19 protein-coding genes and 1 pseudogene are annotated in these 18,856 nt (G+C 63.3%); 7 read left to right on the top strand and 13 right to left on the bottom strand.

The features are described 5' to 3' along the window. From BV95_RS20850 to uvrA, 5 genes and pseudogenes are all read right to left on the bottom strand, one after another. A pseudogene (locus BV95_RS20850) lies at positions 1–532 on the bottom strand (hypothetical protein); the annotation flags it as partial. Between the two features lie 88 nt (positions 533–620). Then, positions 621–896 (bottom strand): type II toxin-antitoxin system RelE/ParE family toxin, encoded by a 276-nt coding sequence (locus BV95_RS20845; RefSeq protein WP_037456788.1) that lies wholly within the window; start codon positions 894–896, stop codon positions 621–623. Beyond that, entirely contained in the window at positions 896–1,078 is a 183-nt protein-coding gene (gene relB / locus BV95_RS20840) for a type II toxin-antitoxin system RelB family antitoxin (RefSeq protein ID WP_037456786.1), read from the bottom strand. Before relB ends, BV95_RS20845 begins: the two co-directional genes overlap by 1 nt. 71 nt (positions 1,079–1,149) lie before the next feature. Continuing rightward, on the bottom strand, positions 1,150–2,430 hold the full coding sequence (locus tag BV95_RS23940) for a HEPN domain-containing protein (protein ID WP_156028729.1): 1,281 nt from the start codon (positions 2,428–2,430) through the stop codon (positions 1,150–1,152). A gap of 14 nt (positions 2,431–2,444) precedes the next feature. After that, on the bottom strand, positions 2,445–5,393 hold the full coding sequence (gene uvrA / locus BV95_RS20830; protein ID WP_037456782.1) for an excinuclease ABC subunit UvrA: 2,949 nt from the start codon (positions 5,391–5,393) through the stop codon (positions 2,445–2,447). Between the two features lie 125 nt (positions 5,394–5,518). On the opposite strand from uvrA, the gene BV95_RS20825 reads away from it, so the two are divergent. Together BV95_RS20825 and BV95_RS20820 are read left to right on the top strand one after the other, a co-directional pair. After that, positions 5,519–6,091, top strand: a complete 573-nt coding sequence (locus BV95_RS20825; protein WP_037456780.1) for a septal ring lytic transglycosylase RlpA family protein — start codon at positions 5,519–5,521, stop codon at positions 6,089–6,091. Positions 6,092–6,591: 500 nt separating this feature from the next. Beyond that, positions 6,592–6,927, top strand: coding sequence for a UrcA family protein (locus BV95_RS20820; protein ID WP_051749926.1), 336 nt, complete (start codon positions 6,592–6,594; stop codon positions 6,925–6,927). A gap of 132 nt (positions 6,928–7,059) precedes the next feature. On the opposite strand, the gene BV95_RS20815 is transcribed toward BV95_RS20820, so the two are convergent. Together BV95_RS20815 and BV95_RS20810 are read right to left on the bottom strand one after the other, a co-directional pair. After that, positions 7,060–7,803 carry a LytR/AlgR family response regulator transcription factor gene (locus BV95_RS20815; RefSeq protein WP_037456778.1) on the bottom strand — a complete coding sequence of 248 codons (744 nt, stop codon included), beginning with the start codon at positions 7,801–7,803 and terminating at the stop codon, positions 7,060–7,062. 185 nt (positions 7,804–7,988) lie between these two features. Beyond that, complete coding sequence (locus BV95_RS20810; protein WP_037456776.1) at positions 7,989–9,098, bottom strand: sensor histidine kinase; 1,110 nt, start codon at positions 9,096–9,098, stop codon at positions 7,989–7,991. 154 nt (positions 9,099–9,252) lie between these two features. On the opposite strand from BV95_RS20810, the gene BV95_RS20805 reads away from it, so the two are divergent. The 5 genes from BV95_RS20805 (at position 9,253) to BV95_RS20785 (ending at position 13,534) form a co-directional block, all read left to right on the top strand. Further along, positions 9,253–9,480, top strand: a complete 228-nt coding sequence (locus BV95_RS20805; RefSeq protein ID WP_037456795.1) for a hypothetical protein — start codon at positions 9,253–9,255, stop codon at positions 9,478–9,480. Between the two features lie 80 nt (positions 9,481–9,560). After that, the gene (locus BV95_RS20800; protein ID WP_013846119.1) at positions 9,561–9,812 is read left to right on the top strand and encodes a hypothetical protein; all 252 of its coding nucleotides are present in this window, start codon (positions 9,561–9,563) and stop codon (positions 9,810–9,812) included. 136 nt (positions 9,813–9,948) lie between these two features. Beyond that, on the top strand, positions 9,949–10,314 hold the full coding sequence (locus BV95_RS20795) for a winged helix-turn-helix domain-containing protein (protein WP_037456774.1): 366 nt from the start codon (positions 9,949–9,951) through the stop codon (positions 10,312–10,314). 135 nt (positions 10,315–10,449) lie between these two features. Then, positions 10,450–12,810 carry a TonB-dependent receptor gene (locus tag BV95_RS20790; RefSeq protein ID WP_037456771.1) on the top strand — a complete coding sequence of 787 codons (2,361 nt, stop codon included), beginning with the start codon at positions 10,450–10,452 and terminating at the stop codon, positions 12,808–12,810. Between the two features lie 175 nt (positions 12,811–12,985). After that, on the top strand, positions 12,986–13,534 hold the full coding sequence (locus BV95_RS20785) for a hypothetical protein (protein ID WP_013846121.1): 549 nt from the start codon (positions 12,986–12,988) through the stop codon (positions 13,532–13,534). A 474-nt stretch (positions 13,535–14,008) separates the two neighbouring features. On the opposite strand, the gene BV95_RS20780 is transcribed toward BV95_RS20785, so the two are convergent. The 6 genes from BV95_RS20780 to lnt form a co-directional block, all read right to left on the bottom strand. Then, entirely contained in the window at positions 14,009–14,530 is a 522-nt protein-coding gene (locus BV95_RS20780) for a CinA family protein (protein WP_037456769.1), read from the bottom strand. Positions 14,531–14,635: 105 nt separating this feature from the next. Beyond that, a complete protein-coding gene (trmB, locus tag BV95_RS20775; RefSeq protein ID WP_051749925.1) occupies positions 14,636–15,364 on the bottom strand; it encodes a tRNA (guanine(46)-N(7))-methyltransferase TrmB in 729 nt (242 codons plus the stop codon). 160 nt (positions 15,365–15,524) lie between these two features. Continuing rightward, positions 15,525–15,725 carry a hypothetical protein gene (locus tag BV95_RS20770; protein WP_051749924.1) on the bottom strand — a complete coding sequence of 67 codons (201 nt, stop codon included), beginning with the start codon at positions 15,723–15,725 and terminating at the stop codon, positions 15,525–15,527. 133 nt (positions 15,726–15,858) lie between these two features. Then, positions 15,859–16,563, bottom strand: coding sequence for a methyl-accepting chemotaxis protein (locus tag BV95_RS24840; protein WP_037456766.1), 705 nt, complete (start codon positions 16,561–16,563; stop codon positions 15,859–15,861). Between the two features lie 122 nt (positions 16,564–16,685). Beyond that, positions 16,686–17,891, bottom strand: a complete 1,206-nt coding sequence (gene metK, locus BV95_RS20760; protein WP_037456764.1) for a methionine adenosyltransferase — start codon at positions 17,889–17,891, stop codon at positions 16,686–16,688. Positions 17,892–17,949: 58 nt separating this feature from the next. Beyond that, on the bottom strand, positions 17,950–18,856 hold a 907-nt coding region (gene lnt / locus BV95_RS20755; protein ID WP_037456762.1), incomplete at its 5' end, for an apolipoprotein N-acyltransferase.

Below are 18,856 nucleotides of genomic sequence, written 5' to 3'. Positions count from 1 at the left end.
GGTCGGGTTCGGGGAGGGCGGCCGGGGCCGCGTCCGTCTCTGGCCGGGCCGCTTCATCTTCGCCTTGGTCGTCCGGGCAGAGCATGTCGAGATAGGCGGCGAAATCCTGCGCGACGATGCGGGCGAGGGCGGCGTCGCTGCCCTCCGGCGGGCTGTCGGCCATGCGGTCGAGGCGGGAGAGCATTGACATGGCGAGGCGGTTGTCGTGGCGGTGGCGGGTGATTTCGCCTGCATCCATGTCCTTGCGGATCACTTCCTCATGGCCGGTGAGGGCGCGGGCGAGCAATTCGTCGGCCAGGCGGGCGCGGACGATGAGGATGGCCGCGTCCCAGCCGAGGCGAAAGGCCGCGCCGTCGCGGCGGATGCGCAGGGCATAGGCGGAGCGGGTGCTGATCTGCGCGGCTTCGCAGGCCGAGCGGATGATGCCGGTGGCGGCGAGGGTTTCGAGGAAGGCGCGTTGGCGTTCCGGGCTCCAGCCGTCGACGCGGATTTGCTGTGTGGGGGTGGGGAGGGGAGGGAAGTGGTAGGACACAGGCAAAGCTCCTTTTTATGGGAGGGTTTGCCGGGACGGTATTATAGGGGAGGGGTTGTAGGACAGAACAAAATGGGAACGGGTGAGGTCAGGGATATTGCTGGCGGGTGTGCTTGACGGCCAGAATTTCGATGACCTCGCCGCCTACCCGGTAAACGAGGATGTAGTTGGGGGTAACGATGGCTTCCCGCGTATCCGGGACGCGGCCAGCGCGGTGCATATAGGGGTGATCGGCCAGTCGCTCGGCGGCGTGAGCGAGCAATTCGGCAAGGCGGGCGGCTGCGGCGGGATTGCGGTCAGAAATATAGTCGACGATCCGGCGGGCATCCTCCTGCGCGCTAGGACGCCAGATGATGTGCGGCATTAGGCTTGGCTGGCCTTCTTGGCCTCAATGAGGGCGCGCAGTTCCGCCATGACCTGATCGTGCGGGACGCCGGGACGGGGATCGGCGAGGGATGCCTCCACCTGCGCACGGAACCAGGCGTCATAGGCCTCGGCTTCCTCGGTCGTCGCGAACTCGGACTCGATGGGGGTGAGTTTGGTCATCGGTGGAATGTATCAGAGCGCCGATAAGATGCAAACGCAGTGGCTCATAACATTCACAATTATAGATATTCTCAAGCTAGGATTAACCGCGCTTCTTCGTCGATGGCGCGTTCGCAAAATTTACGCAATGTGCTTATGTAAGTTCGTTCGTCACCTCTAAGTTTGTGCTTACCGTGGTGCAATATGGCTGACCTTACTCCATAAATCCTCTTAAAGTTTTTCAGTATGTCAGCTCGATCGCTATGGCTTTTGCCAATCATGTACGCGAGCCTGTTGCCCAATATGTCTCCCAAGCTGGCCTTGGATACATCGGCGTGCTCTCCCAAGAGAATTTCTAGAGCCGTCATCATTCGTATATATTTGAGAGTGTCGTCATTGCCCTTGAAGCTATCGAAAAACCATTTAGCGGCCAGTTCAAGAGTCTTGCTGGAATCTGACTTTAGTACATCACCGATGCGTCGAACAGCGCTCTGAAGCCACCGAGGTCTATCGTGTTCCGGGTAAGCCGGTTCGAATCTGAAGGCTGTCAAGTGCTTAAGCACCTCCGGAATTTCGTCCTCAAGTTCAAAACGAGTAGAGAACTGCCAAGTATCTCCGATCTTTTGATGAACTATCCACTTACACGCAGGCTGCTCATTTTCGTACCTGTAATGATACGAAAACAGCTTCATCGAAAGGCCTAGGCCTAAAAAACTCTCAAGCCGTCGGGTGACGCGATCCATGACACTGCCGCCCCCATACAGTCCGATGAAGCCTTTCTCCTCCTGCTGAAGATACAAGGAGGATTCCCACGCAGGCTTACTATTTGGAAACAAAGACATTAAACCAGCCTCCCCGATCCTTTCAATTCTCGGGTTTGGATGGGTCAAGGGAAAATGTTGATTCATTAGTAGATCAACGTTCCTGATTCTTCCATTGGTGAATTCTACCGGGCCATCGGTTAGTATGGATAATGAAAGGAGTTTTTCTGGTAAGCTCAATGATATTGTATATTCCCATGGAAGGGAATCTAGTTGAGATACAATCCTTCCAGAAACTTGGTCGGGGTCTGAATAGCCCTGGACTTCTACAAGAGATTTTGCATCCGCTTCATCCTTGGCATAATCTATATTCTCATTCAGTTCTTTTCTTAAGAATTCAGTTACGAACTCTATAAGTGGCAAATCATCGACATAATCTACAAGTTGGTTATAAATCCTCCCTGTTGGCAGGCAGTCGTTTGCTTCGTACGCGGCTAGAAAGACGCTGACATGCTGTAAAAGCATCCCATGTTTAACGCTGATGTACTTCAGGTTTTCCGAAAGTTTGTTCTGTATGGCGAGCTTGGCTTGTTCGTGCAAATTTATAGGCATGGACGCGTTCCCCTTTACTCCGCCGCCACAGCTTCCATCCCCAACAATGGCGCGAGATAGCGCCCGGTAAAGCTCCGGGCGTTCTTCGCGACCTGTTCCGGGGTGCCTTCGGCCACGACTTCGCCGCCTTTGACACCGCCTTCCGGCCCCATGTCGATGATCCAGTCGGCGGTTTTGATGACATCCAGGTTGTGTTCGATCACGACCACGCTGTTGCCTTGTTCGACAAGGGCGTGGAGGACTTCGAGCAGTTTGCGGACGTCCTCGAAATGGAGGCCGGTGGTGGGTTCGTCCAATATGTAGAGGGTCTGGCCGGTGGCTCGGCGCGAGAGTTCCTTGGCGAGTTTGACGCGTTGGGCTTCGCCGCCCGACAGGGTCGTCGCTTGCTGGCCTACCTTGATATAGCCGAGGCCCACTTCGGCCAGCATCGCCATCTTGTCGCGGATGGGGGGGACGGCCTTGAAGAATTCCACCGCGTCCTCGACCGTCATGTCGAGCACGTCGGCGATGCTGTGGCCCTTGAACTTCACCTCCAGCGTCTCGCGATTGTAGCGGGCGCCGTGGCAGACGTCGCAGGTCACGTAGACGTCGGGGAGGAAGTGCATCTCGATCTTGAGGACGCCGTCGCCCTGGCAGGCTTCGCAGCGGCCGCCCTTGACGTTGAAGCTGAAGCGGCCGGGCTTGTAGCCGCGGGCCTGGGCTTCGGGGAGGCCTGCGAACCAGTCGCGGATGTTGGTGAAGGCGCCGGTGTAGGTCGCCGGGTTGGAGCGGGGGGTGCGGCCGATAGGCGACTGGTCGATGTCGATCACCTTGTCGCAATGTTCGAGGCCGGTGATCCTGTCGTGCGGCCCGGCGACGATGCGCGCGCCGTTGAGGGCGCGGGCTGAGGCGGCGTAGAGGGTGTCGATGGTGAAGCTGGACTTGCCCGAACCCGATACGCCGGTGATGCAGGTGAAGGTGCCGAGCGGGATCGACGCCGTGACATTTTGCAGGTTGTTGGCGCGGGCGTTGTGGACGGTGAGCTTCTTGCCCGTGCCCTTGCGGCGTTTGGCGGGGACTTCGATGCGGCGGGTGCCGTTGAGGTAATCGGCGGTCAGGCTGTCCTTGTGCGCGAGGAGCTGGTTGAGGTTGCCCTGCGCGACGATGGTGCCGCCGTGGACGCCTGCGCCGGGGCCCATGTCGACGATATAGTCGGCGGTGCGGATCGCGTCTTCATCATGTTCCACGACGATGACGGTGTTGCCGAGGTCGCGCAGGCGTTTCAGGGTGATGAGCAGGCGGTCATTGTCGCGCTGGTGCAGGCCGATGGACGGTTCGTCGAGGACGTAGAGGACGCCGGAGAGGCCGCTGCCGATCTGGGACGCGAGGCGGATGCGCTGGGACTCGCCGCCGGACAGGGTGCCGCTGGTGCGGTCGAGGTTCAGATAGTCCAGGCCGACATTGTTGAGGAAGCCGAGGCGTTCGACGATTTCCTTGAGGATGGCCTTGGCGATCTGGTTCTGCTGATCGTTGAGGTGGTCGGGGAGGGTCTGGAAGAAGCGCAGGGCGTCGACCACCGAGCGGCGGGTGGAGACGGAGATGTCCTCGCCCGCGATCTTGACGGCGCGGGCTTCGGGTTTGAGGCGGGCGCCGTCGCAGGTCTCGCACGGCATGGCGGTCTGGTACTTGCTCAGTTCCTCGCGCATCCAGGCGGATTCGGTCTGGAGAAGGCGGCGGTTGAGGTTGCCGATGACGCCTTCGAAGGGTTTTTTGACTTCGTACGACTTCTTGCCGTCTACGAAGCGGAGGGTGACGGGTTTGCCTGCGGTGCCGTGGAGGATGATGATTTTCACCTCCGGGGCGAGGTCTTGCCACGGGGTTTCCAGGGAGAAGCCGAACTCTTTCGCGAGGCTGCCGAGGACTTGCATATAATAGGGGCTGGGCGGGTTGGATTTGGCCCAGGGGACGACGGCGCCTTTTTTGAGGCTGAGGGCTTCGTTGGGGACGACCAGTTCGGGGTCGAACTCCTGCCGTTCGCCCAGGCCGTCGCAGGCGGGGCAGGCGCCCTGCGGCGCGTTGAAGGAGAAGAGGCGGGGTTCGATTTCGGGAATCGTGAAGCCGCTGACGGGGCAGGCGAATTTTTCGCTGAAGACGATGCGGTTTTCGGGGATGCCTGCGCCCTTGAGGGTGGCTTCGCGTTTGGGGCTCCCCCTCTCCCCGGCCCTCCCCCCGGGGGGGGAGGGAGTCAGGGCTGCGATCGTGGTGTCGGCCAGGTCGATATAGGCGAGGCCGTCGGCGAGTTTCAGGGCTTGTTCGAAGCTGTCGGCCAGGCGGGTGGACATGTCTGGCGTGACGGCGAGGCGGTCTACCACCACTTCGATGTCGTGCTTGTATTTCTTGTCGAGGGCGGGGGCGTCTTCGATGGCGTATAGCTCGCCGTCGATGCGGACGCGGGTGAAGCCGGCCTTTTGCCATTCGGCCAGTTCTTTTCGGTATTCGCCCTTGCGACCTCTGACCACGGGGGCGAGGAGGTAGAAGCGGGTGCCCTCCGGCAGTTGCATCACGCGGTCGACCATCTGGCTGACGGTCTGGGCGCTGATGGGGAGGCCCGTGGCCGGGCTGTAGGGGATGCCGACGCGCGCCCAGAGGAGGCGCATATAGTCGTAGATTTCCGTGACCGTGGCGACGGTGGAGCGGGGGTTGCGGCTGGTCGTCTTCTGTTCGATGGAGATGGCGGGGGAGAGGCCTTCGATATGCTCCACGTCGGGCTTCTGCATCATCTCCAGGAACTGGCGGGCGTAGGCGGAGAGGGACTCGACGTAGCGGCGCTGGCCCTCCGCATAGATGGTGTCGAAGGCGAGGCTGGACTTGCCGGAGCCGGACAGGCCCGTGATCACGATCAGGCTGTCGCGGGGGAGGTCGACGTCGACGCCCTTGAGGTTGTGCTCGCGGGCGCCGCGGACGGAAATTTGCGTGAGACTCATGGGGGCGTGTTGTTCCAGATTTGTTCTTCGGGGGCAAGACCCGGTCGGGCGCAAGATAGGGGCTGTGCGGCGAAAGGAAAAGGCGGCGGCTTTTCTCCTGCGCGGGGCTGGGTTAGGGCTGGGGGATGAGCGGGATTTCGGTTCGGATGCGGTACGGGATGCTGACCGCGGTGGTGGCGCTGGCGGGGTGCGGCGGGGGCGTCAAGTTCCGGCCGGTGAGCGACGTGCCGGTGCGGGTGGGGAAGCCCTATGCGGTGCGGGGGGTGACTTATGTGCCGGCCGCCGATCCGGGCTATGATTATCTGGGCTATGCCAGTTGGTATGGGCATGAGAGCGGGAACCGGACGGCCAATGGCGAGCGGTTCCTGCCCAGGGCGGTGACGGCGGCGCATGCGACCTTGCCCTTGCCGAGCTATGTCGAGGTGACGTCGCTGGAGACGGGGCGGACTATATTGGTGCGGGTGAACGATCGCGGGCCTTTTACCGGGCGGGGGCGGATCATCGACCTGTCGCGGGGGGCGGCGGAGCAGTTGGGGATCATGGCTGCGGGCCATGCGCCGGTGAGGGTGCGGGTGGTGGAGCCACCGGAGAAGGACAGGCGGAAGCTGCGCGAGGGGAAGGAGGCGCCGGAACGGCCTGTGGTCGATGCGCGGGTGTTGGCCAATTTGCGGGCGCAGTTGGCCGAGCAGGGGCGTTGATGTCGTTCGTGGATGCCTGTCGTCGGTTCGTCGTCGGGGGATGCTGCCGGGCGCGGTAGGGCGGCGGGTTATCGAATGGGGAAAACGGTCTTTTCCTGGCGGCGCTATGATGTGGGGCGAGGCGGTGATGGCCGGATTTGGTTCGGCCCGCTTGCTGATAACAGTTTGAAAGAGATCCCGGAGAGCCCGACAGCTTCCTGGATGCACCCCCGGCCATTCCCTTGCGCCGGGGGTGCTTTTTTTATATGCGCGGTTTGTTGGACATTTGTAATTTTACGTTAGGGAAAGCTTGTTTTCTTGACGTAAAATTGTCGTTCGTCCGGGCTGGACTGCATTTGGTCGACAGGCGCGTCGTTGGCCGAGCGGGAGGGGCGCCGGTCGAACGCGGGAAGCGATGCTTTCGGCGCGGGGGTAAAGAGGAGACTGCGAAGACAGAGGTGATGATTGGTCCCAATGTCCGGAACTCTGTCTGGAAAAAGATATCTTTGGGAGACTTTGCCATGAAACTCTTGTCCATGTTTATAACTGTTCTTCCATTGTGCGTGGCGGCAACGGCCTCTGCTTCGGAATTTGAGTCGAATGGAAGAACTGCGGAGGTGCGATTCCAGGATTTGGATTTGACGCAACCCCAAGGCCAACGAGCACTGAAAATGCGCATCAAGAAGGCGAGTTGGCAGGTCTGTCGTTCGAGCCAGGATGCGGCATCCGCCATGAAATGCCGGGATCTTGCCGAAGAACATGTTCGTGATTCGGTGGAATTGGCGATCGTAAAAGCGCAAAATGGCCAGCGGTTTGCCGAAATAGGGAAGGAAAAAGGCGTTAGCTTGGGGAACTGAGCTTCCTGGCTGAATTTTTGAGAAAGGTCCGGTGGTTGCCGGGCCTTTTTTGTTGGGGCTGGCGTTGCGCATTTCCCCTCCACCACCGCCTTTGGCGGCGGTCCCCCTCCCCATCTTTGATGGGAGGATTTGTTAGCGGCCGGTTAGGGTGCGGGCGTTGGTCAGGTAGGTGCGGCCTATGCGGATTTCCGTGTTGTCCGTCAGGCAGGCGGACCAGACGCCGCTGCCGTCGTGGCGCAGGCGGGCGATATGGTCGCGGCGGACGATATGGGATCGGTGCAGGCGGACGAATTGCTGCGGGTCCAGGCGGTTTTCCAGCGAACTGATCGTCTGGTGCAGCAGGTAGCTGTTGGCCCCGACATGCAGGCGCATATAGTCGCGTTCCGCCTCGATCCGGTCGATCTGGGCGGCGCCGATGCGGATCAGTTCGGAGCGGTGGGGCACCCAGAATTCCTCCGCCCATTCCGGTTCATCCCCCGCGCTGGTGGCGGGGGAGGGGGTGGCGCGGTTGCCCAGCGCCTGTTCGACGCGGTCGACGGCGCGGGCCAGTCGTTCATGGGCGACCGGTTTCAGCAGATAGTCGACGGCGGCAAGGTCGAACGCCTCCACCGCGAAACCCTCGAACGCGGTGACGAAGATCACGGCGGGGCGGATGCCCATGCGGGAGGCGGCCCGCGCCACGCCTATGCCGTCCAGCAGCGGCATGGCGATGTCCAGCATCACCAGATCCGGCTCCAGCCCCTCGATCAGGCGCAAGGCCGCCTCCCCGTCGCTGGCGGTGCCGACCAGCGCGATGCGCGGTTCGCGGGCGCAGAGCATCTGGAGACGTTCGACCGCCAGCGGTTCGTCGTCGACGATCAGCGTTCGGATGGGCATGGGTTCAACCTTTCACGGATTGCGCCAAGGGTTTCCATTCCGCCCCGGACGGAATATCCGCACTTTAGGCTGTATTGACAGCATCCGTTGTGCCCCTGCCCACCGGCGGTTCCTGGGGAGAAATGGATGCTGAAACAAGTTCAGCATGACGTCGCTTATATTTTTAAGCTGAATGTCGATACGGACTAGCTCCTGCGGATGATGGGGAGGGTGAGGTCGACCGCGAAGCCGCCGCCGGGGCGCGGGCCGTAATCGATCCGGCCCTGTTCGCCGAAGCGGGCGGTCAGGCGGTCGCGCACATTGGCGAGGCCGATGCCGCTGCCCGCATCGGCTTCGCTGGGCGGCTTGTCGCCATTGTCGGTGACGCTGATGTGGAGCATGCCATCCTCTTCCCGCGCTTCGATGACGATGGCGACGGGGTTGGACGTGCGCGACACGCCGTATTTGATCGCATTTTCGACCAGAGGTTGCAGTATCAGGCCGGGGACGCAGGCATTGAGCAGCCCGTCCGGAATCCGGATGCTGGTCGACAGGCGGTCGGGGAAGCGGACCGCCTCAATATCCAGATAGAGTTTCTGGAGATGCACCTCCTCCTCCAGCGAGACATCCTCCAGCGGGTCGCCGGTCAGGCTGGTGCGGTAGAAGTTGGAGAGGGAGAGGATCATCTGTTCCGCTTCGTCGCGCCGGTCCTTCATGACCAGGGAGGACAGCGAGTTCAGCGTGTTGAACAGGAAATGCGGGTTCACCTGATAGCGCAGGGATCGCAGTTCGGCCTGTTGGGCGGCGCGTTCCAGCCGGGCGGCGCGGCGTTCGACGCGATGCGCCTCGCTGGCGTAGGACAAAGCGAGATAGAGGCCCGCCCAGGCGGCAAGGAAGAAATAGCGGCTGATCGCGTCCTCCACGATCTGCATCAGGGCGAAACCCTGTTCATTGGCATATTTCTGATAGTCGGAATCGGGGAAGAGCGAGGCCGGGTCGTAGATGTTGAAGACGTAGAAATTGGCTGCCGCCGTCGCCAGCGCGAAGGGCGCGGCAAGGGTGAAGGCGGCGACGATGCGCGTCGTCAGCGGCTGGTGGTCGAAGCGGCGCAGGCAGAGATAAAGTATCCAGGTGACGACGATGCCGATCACCGTCACTACGCCGCGGCGGGCGGCCATGGCCCCCTGCGCCTCAAACCCCATGACGGAAGCGCGCAGCGTCACCAGCACCGCGTAGAAGAACCAGAAACCCAGTATCGAATAAAGTGCGACCGTCGGCGGCACGCCCGGCTCGCCGTCTTCCGTTTTTATGCTCATGGGCGGAAGTCTAGGCCAAGGCGGGGGCGATGTCGCCCCCTGGGCTGCGATGCTGGTCGAAGGGTTCCATGCGTTTGTCGATCAGAGGAACCGGTTGTCGTCGCTGCCCGTTGATCCCTTCGAGGCGCCTTTGCGGCGTGGAGAGGAGAAGAGGATGAGTGACAAGACCGATATTCGCCCCAACAGCCGGGAGGAGGCGCACGACAAGCGCCCGACCGACGCGCAGGACCATGCCGTGACGCAGGAGGAGAAGCTGGACGAGGGATTGAAGGACAGCATGGATGCGTCCGATCCGCCATCCGCCACCGCGCCGGGCGATCATGGCGACCCGGTGCCGTCTTCGGGCTTTCCGGAGGGGGAGCATAAGAAGGACGGGCGATAGACGCATTGCGGAATCATGATATGATCGGGTGGAAGGCGGCGGCGGCGCGGCCTTCCAATAGGTGAGAGGAGCCAATTCATATGCCGACTTCCGCCACTCCCGCCATCGAACGCATTGCCCGCGTGCTGGCCGGGCGCCAGCTAAGCCTGAACGGCGGAGGCAGCGATCCGCATGCGGCGAGCGCAGTCGATGCCAGTTGGCAGGACCATGTCGACGATGCCTATGCGATCCTGCACACGTTGCGCGAACCCGATGCGCAAATGGCGCAGGCGGGGGATGTGGCTGTGTGGCGCAGCATGATTGGGGCTGTGTTGGAGCGGCGTGCGGGGTAGGTGATTGGGGCTTGGTGGGCCGCGCTCGCTGCGCTCGCCCCACCCCCTAGCCCCCTCCCGCTTGCGGGAGGGGGAATTAATGGGCTGATCCGGCGCTTGCATTGGCCTTCCTGGCGTGGCGTGCCATAAGCGGGGGATGAGCGGGCCGGCGTTGAAGATCAAGATTCAGATTTATTGCGGCGATGAGATCGCCATGGGGCCGGGCAAGGCTGACCTGCTGGATGCGATCGCCGGGGAAGGGTCGATCTCGGCTGCCGGGCGGAAGTTGCGGATGAGCTATCGGCGGTGCTGGATGCTGGTGGATGTGATGAACCGCTGCTGGGCCATGCCGCTGGTCGCGACGTCGAGCGAGGGCGCGCGGCTGACTGACTATGGCGCCGGGATATTGGCGCGCTATCGGGCGATGCAGGCGGCGGTGACGGGCGTGGCGGATGCAGCGCACTGGCCCGATCTGGCGGCGGAGGTGCGACTGGAGCCGCTGCCGGTGCAGAGCGGGGAATGACGAGCTTCATGGGATGATGGGGACTGGGTTCCTGCCTTTGCAGGAACATCAATGCGTCCGACGCTATATACGAATATATATAGCGAATCATTTGCTGGGTGTGTAGGGGCCTCCCCCAACGACAAAGGGGGCATCATGACATTGGGTTCGCGGGGCGTGTTGGCGGCGGTTCTCGCTTCGGCGGCTTTTCCGGCGGTTGCGTGGGCGCAGGCGCCTGAGGCCGAAGGCGCGGCGGTCGGTGGGATCGTCGTCACGGCGCGGTTGCGGGAGGAAGATCCGCAGCATGTGCCTGCTTCGCTGAGCCTGGTCAGCGGCGAGGAGCTGACGCGGACCTATACGGTCAATAGCAACCAATTGAGCCAGTTGGTGCCCGCGCTCAATTATAGTTCGGCCAATCCGCGCAACACCGCCTTCACCATTCGCGGGCTGGGGTCGAGCGTGGTGGCGGTCAGTCAGGCCAATGACGGGCTGGAGCCGGGCGTGGGCTTCTATATCGACGGGATCTATCATGCGCGGCCCGCGACGGCGGCGTTCGACTTTGTCGATGTCGAGCGGGTGGAGGTGTTGCGCGGGCCGCAGGGGACGCTGTTCGGGAAGAACAGCGTGGCGGGGGCGATCAGCATCGTCACGAAGAAGCCGAGCTTCGATTTCGGGGCGGAGGGTGAGCTTTCCTATGGCAGCCGCGATTTCGTGCAGGCCAAGGCGGCGGTGACGGGGCCGATTGCGGGGGATGTGCTGGCTTTCCGCCTGTCGGGGTCGGTGACGCGGCAGGATGGCACTATCTGGAATGTGGCGCGGGGCGAGCGTCAGAATGACATTCATAACGACGCCGTTCGCGGGCAGTTGCTGTTCCAGCCTTCGCCGGATTTTTCGCTGCGACTGGTTGGGGATTGGGCGAATTTCGAGAATGTTTGCTGCGCGCAGGTGTTTGCGCGGGTGGCGCCTACGCTGAAGCCGGTGGCGCAGCGTTATGCGGCTTTGGCGGCGGGTGCGCCGGGTGGGGCCTATGCGCCGCCGAGTTTCAATCCCTATGACCGGGTGACGGACAATGACGCGCCGCTGGGGGTCGATACCGATGAGGGCGGCGTGTCCGCGACCGCCGAGTGGAAGTTGGGCGGGACGACTTTGACGTCGATCAGTGCCTGGCGGTTCTGGAACTGGGATGCGGCCAATGATCGCGACTATACCGGGCTGCATATCCAGACCACGCAGCATATTCCTTCGCGGCAGGACCAGTTCAGCCAGGAGTTCAGGATCGGGTCCAATATGCCGGGGCCGGTCGAATATGTGGCGGGGCTTTATTATTTCCACCAGAAGATCACCGGGCGGCCGATCAGCATTTATGGGCCGTTGGCGACTTATTGGTTGTTGCCTGCGAGCGGGACGCGGACTTCTGCCTTGCTGGATGGCTATCAGACTGATGGGCGGACGGATTTCCGCAGCGAGAGTTTCGGGATTTTCGGGGAAGTGACGTGGCGGCCGGTGCCTCGGCTCGCGGTGACGGGTGGGCTTCGCTATACTTATGAGGAGAAGGACGGCGTCTATGACGTGCGGACCTTTGGCGGGGTGGCGGCGACGGCGGCTTTGCAGGCGGACCAGCAGTCGATCCTGCGGGCGCAGAGCTATAGCGCGCATGATGGCGACGGCAGCGCTTCGGGGCGGGTGAATGTCGCCTATGATCTCGTCGATGGGGTCATGACCTATGTGAGCTTCGCCAAGGGGCAGAAGTCGGGCGGGATCAACATGTCGGGGCTGCCGGTCAATGGGGCGGGGCAGGCGGTGCGGACCACCGCCGTCGTGCGGCCGGAGACGAACACGACATGGGAGGCGGGGTTCAAGACGCGATTCTTCGGGGATGCGCTGACCTTCAATATCGACGCCTATCATATCGACGTGACGGATTTTCAGGCGAATATCGTCGACAGTTCGGCCACGGTGGTGCTGCGCAGTTACCTGGCCAATATTCCCAAGGTGACGGTGAAGGGCATCGAGTTCGAGGCGGCGGCGCGGATCGGGTCGCGGCTGGTGCTGCGGGCTTCGGGGGCCTATTCGGACGGGAAATATGCGAGCTATCCCAAGGGGCCTTGCCCGATCGAGCGGACCGGGACCGGGACGGCGCAGTGCGACCTGTCCGGGCAGGGGATGCCGGGGCTGCCGGAATGGGTCGGATCGGCGGGGGGCGAATATCATGTGCCGCTGACGGTCGGGGCGCGGGAGGGCGAGCTGTTCCTGCGGGGCGACGCGGTGACGCGGACGCGGATTTTCGGGGATGCCGCCGGGTCGGCCTATATGGTGATCAAGGGCTATACGCTGGTCAATGGCAGCGTCGGATACCGGACGCCGCATTGGGAACTGGCGGTGTTCGCGCGCAATCTGTTCGACAAGGATTATATGCAGAATATGACGGTGCAGGCGGGGAATAGCGGCCTGATCGTCGGCACGCCCAGCGAGCCGCGCACCGTCGGCGTGACGTTGCGGACGAAATGGGGCGGGTAAGGACTACCTCTGCCTCCCTCGCTGTCCCTCGGTTGGACGCATTCATGAAAATTACATGTTGCGCCGCACAAAGAAAAATGATTCCCTATGCTTGTCGGCAGAACCGGCGCTTAATCTTGCGGTAACCATAGGTGGCGCATGTTCTGTTTTCGACTTGAAGTCGGAGGGCAAGAGCATGGGCACGAGTGCAAGACCAGCGGACGGGGCCATCACCCTGGCGGAATTGCGAGAATTCGCCAGTTTCCCGGCCGCCACGCAGCGCTATATCCGAAGATCGCTGGATATCGGACTCCACCGGCGCGACGCCATGAAGCTGTGGTCGCGGGACATGGTGGAGGAAGCCAGCATCCGGGCGCAGGCGCGCATCTACGGGCGGCTGGAGGAGATCAAGGCGATGGTGCCGGACGATAGCGGGCTGGACCAGATGGAGCCGTTCATGGCGCCGCTGGTGACGATTTCCGCCTTCGATCTGGGGCAGGACCGGCTTTGCAGCTTTTCGGCCTATCGTTTCCTGTATGAGCGGCTGTTGGGGGCGGGGGCCCGGCCGTGGTTGCCGGGGGCGTTCTGCGCGGCGGCGAGCCTGCCGCATCTGCATCCCGAAAAGCGCCGGGCGTTGCTCCAGTCGATCAGCGAAGCGGCGGCGACGGCGGTAGGTTGGTCGAATCGGGAACCCACCTTCTACCCTGAATGGGTCGAAAAAGTGGATCTGAGCAAGGCGAACTGATTTCCGGGCGTTATGCCGGGGCTCGGGCCGGGACTCGGGTCGGGACTGGGCGCGTGACGCGGTGGGAGCCGCGTCCCTGCGCGCCGGGTCGCGATTTGCGCAAATGCGTGTATTTGCTGCGGAAAGAAGCGGAGCCTGCTTGATCCAAGTCTATATTATCGCAATCGACTTCCATCGGCTTCTATGTCCTATTGCCGCCCGCAGGCGACAGCCTGTGTGCGACCCAACTTGAGCCCCGCCTGCCTTCGTCGGGCGGGGCTGCTTTGCCCGCCAGGCCGATCATCGGCCTTTGCAAAGTGGCGGGGCGAGGCGTCGGCGGGACAAATGGACGGCATGTCCTTGAATCGTCATCTTTCGCCCCTAGATAGGTCCGGTCACTCTTATCCCCCCTTGGAGTGACACCTCCCTGAACCTTGGCCCCGTCGTTGCGCTTGCGCCGACGGGGTTTCTTTTTCTCAGGGAGCCGCGAAGCCTTCAGTCGCCGTCCAGCGCCTGCTCCATCATGTCGAGCGCGACCCTGACGGCGCCGATCCGGACCGGTCCCCGGCCGATGTCGCCGAAATGCATTTCGCGATGATCGGTCGCGCCGTCGCGCCGGGCGCAGGCCAGATGCACCAGCCCGGCTTCCCCGCCGTCCGGCGCCGCGCCCGCATAGCCGGTGACGGCCAGCGCGATGTCGGCGCTGGATGTAGCGATCGCGCCGCGCGCCATGGCGATGGCGACTTCGCGGCTGACCGCGCCGCACGAGTCGATCCGGTCGCGGGCGACGCCCAGTAATTCGCATTTCGCTTCGTCGCTATAGACGATGAAGCCGCGTTCGAAGGCGTGGCTTGCCCCCTCCACATCGGTGAGCAGCGACGCCAGCAGGCCGCCGGTGCAGCTTTCGGCTGTCGCCAGCTTCACGCCCCTGTCGCAGCATGCGCGCAGCAGCGCCGCCGCCGCCTGTTCGACTTCATCGGGAAAGGCGGGGGACAGGGTTTGGGCGGGTCCGTTCATGACGCTTCGGCCTTGCGCTGCCTGGATGGCGCTCCATCGGGATGGATGGAAGGCCAACTGGCGAACGGCCCATCCGTTCCATCGGGGGCGAGTTGGCGGAAGCCCTTATTCCTCGAGCCTGCGCCGGTAACGGAAGTACCAGACTTCATGGCCCAGGCGGCGGGCCTTGGCTTCGTAGCGGGTTTCGGGCCAGCCGCCGGGGCGGGTCTGGAAATCGGCGGGGCTATTGGCCAGCCATTCGAAATCGGGGTGGCCGTTCATCACCATCAGCGCCCAGCGCAGATAGATGGGGTGGTCCGTGCCGAAGCGGAATTCGCCGCCGGGTTTCAGCTTCTTCGCGATCATCGCCACCGGGCCGGGATTCATCATGCGCCGCTTGGCGTGGCGCGCCTTGGGCCAGGGGTCGGGATGGAGGAGGTAGACGAAGCTGAGCGCGCCGTCGGGGATGCGGCTGAGCACCGACAGCGCGTCGCCCATATGGAGGCGGACATTGCCCAGCGCCTGATCGCGGACATGGCCGAGCGCGGTGACGACGCCGTTCAGAAAGGGTTCGCAGCCGATGAAGCCATGGTCGGGCAGCAGGTCGGCGCGATAGGCGAGATGCTCGCCGCCGCCGAAGCCTATCTCGAAATGCAGCGGGCGGTCGTAGCCGAACAGGTTGGCGGCGGTGATCTCCCCCGCTTCGGGGACGGAGATGGCAGGGAGCAGCGTGTCCACCAGTTGCTGTTGGCCCGCGCGCAGCTTGTGCCCGGACTGGCGGCCGTAGAGGCGGTTCAGCGTGGTGGGATCGCCGGATTTCCGGTCCGCTTCATGGTCGGGTTCGCGCGCTGTCATGGGCGCGCCGATAGCGGGCGGCGGCGGTGGGGGCAAGCGGGATGAAGGGGCGCCTCCTGCCCCCGGGCGTTGAGGAGAATAACCGGGGACAGGAGGCTGGGAGCCGCGGCGCCGGGGCTTGCGGCGCCGGGCTGAAGCGAGGGAATGGGGGCCCCTCAGCTTATCTGCATTTGGTGAAGCGGCCCTTCGCGTCCTTGCACGGGCCTTTCTTCGCGACCGGCTTGGGCGGGCATTTGACGAATTTGCCCTTGGCGTCCTTGCACGGGGCGGCGAGCGCGGGAGCGGCGCTGCCGGCCAGGAGGGCGACGCTGAGCAGGGGGCCGAGAAGGGCCGAAGTCAGTTTCCGGGACGCCGAGGTCATCGCAATTCCCCTTTGGGAAGAGGGAGTTGCCGGGCCCGACAGGGGTGCGGGCCCGACGCCCTGCTTATGGGCGTTTTGCGGGGTGGAGGCCAATGAACTTTTCGTCATGTTGCCGCAAGGAGCCGGACGGCCCTCAGGCGGAAGTGGCGGTGATCGCCCTGGCTTCCTGCTGCATCATGGCGGCCGCATCCTCCGTGGCGATGCGGGTGGCGTCGGCCAGTTTCTTGACCTCTCCGGCGACGACGGCGAAGCCGCGACCGGCGTCTCCGGCGCGCGCCGCCTCTATCGTGGCGTTGAGCGCCAGCATGTTGGTCTGCTGGGCGATGCTGCGGATGGTGACGACGATTTCGGACAGCTTGCCCATCGTGTTTTCCAGCGCGTTCTTCTGCTGCTCCAGATGGCCCTGCAGGCGGTGGCTGTCGGCCAGCCGGTTGCGCGCCTCCCGCTCCTGCTGCACCTGCCGCGTGATGTCGGTGGCGATCTTGACGACCTTCACCGCCTTGCCGTTGGTGTCGAAAACCGGGTTGTAGGTCGCCTGGAGCCAGATTTCCCGGCCGTCGCGGGTCAGCCGGTCATAGGCGCCCGCGTCGAACGCGCCGCTGCCCAGCTTTTGCCAGAAGGCGACATAATCCGCGCTTTCCGCATGGTCCGGGGCGCAGAAGATGCGATGGTGGCGGCCGACAACCTCTTCCCGCCGATAGCCCATGAGTTGCAGGAAATTGGCGTTGGCGTCGAGGATCGTGCCGTTCAGCGCGAATTCGATCACCGCCTGGCTGCGATTGAGCGCCATCCATGCGGCTTCCGCATTGCCGGTTCCATAGGGAAGGGGAGAGGCCAAACCGTAAACTCCTTGTCCGTACGGCGGTAGGGCGGGCTTGGTTAAAAAATGGGTAATGACGATGAAAAAAGGGGCTGCCGGATGACCGGCAACCCCTTGAATCGACAAAATATTGATCTGGGTTAAAGAGCGGCCTTCAGCTTTTCCGCCAGGTCGGTGCGTTCCCAGGGGAAGAAGTCGCCTTCCGGCTTGCGCCCGAAATGGCCGTAGGCGGCCGAGGGCTGGTAGATCGGCTTGTTGAGGCCGAGATGGGTGCGGATGCCGCGCGGGGTGAGGCCGCCCAGTTCCTTCAGGCCCTTGATCGCTTGCTCGATGCGGTCGTCGCCCACCGTGCCGGTGCCGTGGGTGTCGACATAGAGGGAGAGCGGTTCCGAAACGCCGATGGCGTAGGCGAGCTGGATCGTACAGCGCTTGGCGAGGCCTGCGGCGACGATGTTCTTCGCGAGATAGCGGGTGATGTAGGCGGCCGAGCGGTCGACCTTGGTCGGGTCCTTGCCGCTGAACGCGCCGCCGCCATGGGGCGATGCGCCGCCATAGGTGTCGACGATGATCTTGCGGCCGGTCAGGCCCGCGTCGCCATCCGGGCCGCCGATTTCGAAGCTGCCGGTCGGGTTGATGTGGTAGACCGTCTCATCCGAAAGCAGGTGGCCGGGCATGACTTCCGCGACCACGCCCTTCACGTAATTTTTGAGTTCGGCTTCCTTCGCGCCCTCGTCATAGCCCGGCGCGTGCTGGGTCGAGACGACGATGGCGGTGGCGGCGGCGGGCTTGCCGTTTTCGAAGCGCAGCGTGACCTGGCTCTTGGCGTCCGGCTCCAGGAACGGGGCGCGGCCGCTGTGGCGGTCGGCGGCCATCTTCGCCAGGATCTTGTGGCTGTAGTCCAGCGTGGCGGGCATGAGGTCGGGGGTTTCGTCGCAGGCGAAGCCGAACATGATGCCCTGGTCGCCGGCGCCTTCATCCTTGTTGCCGGCGGCGTCGACGCCTTGCGCGATGTGGGCGGACTGGCCGTGGAGGTTGTTTTCGAAGCGGAAGCTTTCCCAGTGGAAGCCATCCTGTTCGTAGCCGATGCGCTTTACCGTTTCGCGGACGGTGCGTTCGATCTCTTCCTGCGCGCCGGGCGCCCAGGCGCCGTTTTCATAGACGCCCTTGCAGCGGATTTCCCCGGCCAGCACGACAAGCTGGGTCGTGGTCAGCGTTTCGCAGGCGATACGGGCTTCGGGATCCTTGGAGAGGAACAGGTCGACGATGGCGTCGGAAATCTGGTCCGCGACCTTGTCGGGATGGCCTTCGGAAACGGATTCCGAGGTGAAGAGATAGTTGTTGCGCATGGGACTCCCGTTAGCAGGCTGTTCGAGCAAGCGACATAAAGAAAAGTTTATGTGGCTATTAGCGGGTCGATCTGCGGGTGGCAATGGCCAGTAGGATGAGCGCGAGCATGAAGGCGAAGGGCGCCCAGTTGCCGAGGCGGGAGAAGAGCGTCGGCGGCAGGGCGGGAGGGAGCGCGGTGTCGAGGAAACCGGCGCGGTGGTGGCCGATGCGGCTGAGGATATGGCCGCGCGCGTCGACCACCGCCGATACCCCGGTGGGGGTGGAGCGGATGATCGGGATGCCTTCCTCCAGGGCGCGGAGGCGGGCTTGGGCGAGGTGCTGGACGGGGCCCCAACTGCCGAACCAGGCGTCGTTGGAGGGGTTGAAGAGGAAGGCGGGGCGGTTGGCTTCGTCCACCACCTGGCCGGAGAAGATGATCTCGTAGCAGATCTGGACGCCCATCTTGAGTGGGGGGCGGCCGAGGGTGGCGGGCAGGGTCAGGCTTTGCGGGCCGGGGCCGGGCCAGAAATCGACGGCGCCGGGGACGAGGCGGGACAGGCCGAGCGGCTGGAGGATGTTCCGCATCGGCAGATATTCGCCATAGGGGACGAGGTGGGACTTGTCGTAGCGGCCCTGCAACTGGGCATTGGCGTCCACGATGAACAGGCTGTTGTTTGCGCCGGAAAGGGCGTTTTCCGTGATGCCGTCTTTTTCGACCTGCTTGAAATAGACTTTGGTCGCGCCGGTCATGAGGAGGTCGCCGGGGCCTAGCAGGGCCGCGAGGCGGGCGCGCCAGTCGGGTTCGAGGTCGAGATAGGCGGGGATGGCGGCTTCGGGCCAGAAGATCAGGCGCGGGGCCGGGCGCGGGGTGCCGGAAAGGGTGGCGAGGGTCTGGAAATGGGCCTGTTCGAGTTCGGGCGAATATTTCTCGTCCTGGCCGATATTGGGCTGGACCACGCGGATTTTGGGGGCGCCGGTGGGGGGC

Source organism: Sphingobium chlorophenolicum, assembly GCF_000722875.1.
GTDB classification, from domain to species: Bacteria; Pseudomonadota; Alphaproteobacteria; order Sphingomonadales; family Sphingomonadaceae; genus Sphingobium; species Sphingobium chlorophenolicum.
Note: the sequence above shows the minus strand (reverse complement) of the source record. Positions and strands in the feature narration are given on the sequence as shown.